We start from the raw sequence: 1,985 nt of genomic DNA, 5'->3' as shown, positions 1-1,985 counted from the left end.
GAGGCTGTCTATAAACTGTTGAAAAGTGGGCATCTGGTCTTGCTGTATGGCAGGATTGATGGGATTTGGGGTTGGTGAGGGGGGAGGACGTGTATTGGAGTCGGCATGGCCCGTATCGTGAGCCCCTTACTTCCTTATCTTCAGGCGAGGCGGCAACGACGAACAAACCCAGGTTTTCCGCCTAAGCGCCAGACCAAGAGTTTGAGATTCACCGTGATGGCCGCCATGACGGCTTTTATGTCGAGTGCATTCTGACTTCGAGTTTTTGATGCACCCACACCGCAGTCGTTTTTCACTTCCGCGTTTTTGCGTTCGACCTGCGATCGTTGCTGGAGCAAAGCTCGTCCTTCGATACTCGTGTTGAATGCATGAGCTCGTTCGTAAACATCAGCGTAATCGCTTCGAAACACACTTCGACCTGACCGGTTCGGTGTGCACTCCTCGCGTAACGGGCATTCCTTACACACTTTCCCAAAGTAATATTGAGTGCCCTCCAACTTCGAGTTGTGATTCTTGCGTGAAGATGTATTTCCATTTGGACAGCGGTAGACATCGTTTTGGGGATCGTACTCGAACCGGCTGTTCGGGTACAGGCCCGTCGGATTCACGGCCGGAGGAACGGGAGCGACAATCTCCACACCGATCGACTTCAGCAAGTTACGCTGGCGGCCATGACCGTAGCTGGTATCCGCCAATAAAGCACAGGGGCGAATGTTCCAGAAGGTTAGCGCGTTATGGACCATGTCAAATGTCGCTTCCCGGTCGTGTTCGCAGGCGGGAATGACCCGTACATCCAGAATGGCCCCGCTGCTGGTGCATAAGTTTTGCGTCTTGTATCCTTTGATTCGCTTCCTGCTTGTCTTCATTCCAATCCGGGCATTCGGGTCGACAGCACTAATGATTCGATTGGACGAGCGGTTGGCCCGGGGGATTTTCTCATAGACGATGGCCTCGGTCGAGTCTCCAGTCGTCCCATCAGAATGACTGTCAGCGTCTGGCGATGCAGCTTCAAGCGGCACCGAGGAACCCCCTTCTGGACCGGACGGGCGACAGTTTTCCGAGAGCACCTGGCGGAGAATATCTTGGAGCTCGAAGGATTTTTGTCGCGCCGCCGTGTTTGTCCATTGCGAGAACTCCTCCACCACCTGCGGCGTGTCGAACCACTCGAGCAACGCATGGGCCTCAGAGGCCAACTTGCTGAAGGCAAGCAGTTGCTCATGCTTTGGCGATTGTAAGGATGAACGAGCCGTTAACGCGCTAAGCAGAAGAGATTTTTGAGTCATTTGATAAAGTCCGGAATGGCTCCGTTTCAAGTGCTGAAGAACCCGGAGAGCGGCTTGCTGGATCAGGCGATGAGTGCCGACCATGGCAAGGCCGGGGTTGCAAGGAAAGGAGTCCAGGATCCACGATTCATCCTGATCTCCCCAAAGGCCCAAACTGTACATTTGAGCAAGGATGTAGAGATGGCACGCGCGGAACAGTCCGAGCCCCATCCGGTGTCGGTCCAAGGCAATGGTGCTGTGGTCAAAGCCAAAAAACTCAACAGGCAGTTCCAAAAAACGCTTGATAAACAAGTCGCCAATGATTTTTTCTTCGGCTAGCCGATCAGACAACACGTAGTATCCTTGCACCAGGTGGATCTTGAGTTTGAGAGAAGGAGCGTAAGGGTGTTGACCGCGGCCGGAATACAAAAAGGCGCATAACGAATCGGCAAAGGTGAAGTCAACCTTCTCGGCGACTACGCTCCAAAAGGGATGCGGAGGAAGCTTGGAGTAAACCAGCAAATCCGTAAAGGAAATTTGGTCGAACGTTTTATAGCGAACAGGCTTTCTCAACCGAAAAACCTCCCGACCTCGTATATATCCATTATACAACGAAATCAAGAGTATTCGAGAGAAAAGTGGGTGTTATGTCAAAAAAACGCCGATTTTCGGTTAATTCTCTTCACTGTGGTTGCTCGAAATCCACAATGAATCGACAGCCTC

The 1,985-nt window shown here is 52.2% G+C and carries 1 protein-coding gene; it reads right to left on the bottom strand.

Annotated features, from left to right (window positions below):
• Positions 1-140: 140 nt before the first annotated feature.
• A complete protein-coding gene (locus H7B90_RS31800) occupies positions 141-1,835 on the bottom strand; it encodes a transposase (protein ID WP_185139926.1) in 1,695 nt (564 codons plus the stop codon).
• Positions 1,836-1,985 lie beyond the last annotated feature (150 nt).

The organism is Cohnella xylanilytica (genome assembly GCF_014212175.1).
In the GTDB taxonomy this organism is placed as follows: domain Bacteria; phylum Bacillota; class Bacilli; order Paenibacillales; family Paenibacillaceae; genus Cohnella; species Cohnella xylanilytica.
The sequence above is the reverse complement of the archived record's forward strand: the minus strand, read 5'-3'. Positions and strand labels throughout refer to the sequence as shown.